This is a genomic window from Faecalicatena contorta (genome assembly GCF_021531995.1).
GTDB lineage: Bacteria > Bacillota > Clostridia > Lachnospirales > Lachnospiraceae > Dorea_A > Dorea_A contorta_A.
In genome coordinates this window covers 1-797 of sequence record NZ_JAFBIZ010000277.1, presented here as the reverse complement: position 1 = coordinate 797, position 797 = coordinate 1, and the positions used below count along the sequence as shown (strand labels likewise).

The window sequence follows — 797 nt, the reverse complement described above, 5'->3', positions numbered from 1 at the left end:
GTTTTATCATATTCGGAAAGACATAACAGAAAAGTAACAATTGCTTATTTATTGATTCCTGGTCTAAATGATAAAGCAACTGATGTACGTCAATTAGGAAGATGGTTTCGTGAGAAAAATGTTTTGATAAATCTTTTGCAATATAATGATACCGCAAATTGCAATATTAACAGGCCAAACAAACAACAATTAGTTGCATTTAAATTGCGACTTGAAGCGGCTGGTTTAGAAGTAAAAATGAGAGAATCACGAGGTAATAACATCAAAGCTGCCTGCGGTCAGTTGGTTAGTAACACAAACGAGAAGAATAAGCAACACAATTCAATGGGGAAGGATTTAGGTTTTCACAATCGTTCAAAAAGCAAGAAAGAGAATCCTAAAAGCAAGCACAAAAATACATTTTCTAAAATTAAATCTCTGTCCGAGATAAGTATTGGTGAATAAAAATATTCCTATAGGTAGGATAATTATCGACAAAGAAATTTTCTCTGGAGTGGGAAAAGCAGACCAAAGTATGCTATAATGCAATAAAATAGTTATACAAACTTGAATTTGAGGAGGTGATAAGATGACAGCATATATGAGATTAAGATAATACCGCGAGTTGTGTTGCGGTACATCCGTATTACATAACTCGCTTTCGGGCAAGAATGTAATAATGGAGGATGTCATGAATAAAATTATTAGATTTAATGACAGCGAAAAGCTTTTTCGTTGTCCAATATGTAAACGAAAGTTAAAGATGGTAGGCAATAGTTTGCTGTGTAGTAATAAGCATTGTTTCGATATTTCTAAAT

General features: G+C 33.0%; 1 protein-coding gene and 1 pseudogene. Both read left to right on the top strand.

The features are described from left to right. Positions 1-444, top strand: a pseudogene (locus JQM82_RS15915) (23S rRNA (adenine(2503)-C(2))-methyltransferase RlmN); the annotation flags it as partial. Positions 445-658: 214 nt separating this feature from the next. After that, on the top strand, positions 659-797 hold a 139-nt coding region (locus tag JQM82_RS16340; protein WP_420370613.1), incomplete at its 3' end, for a putative RNA methyltransferase.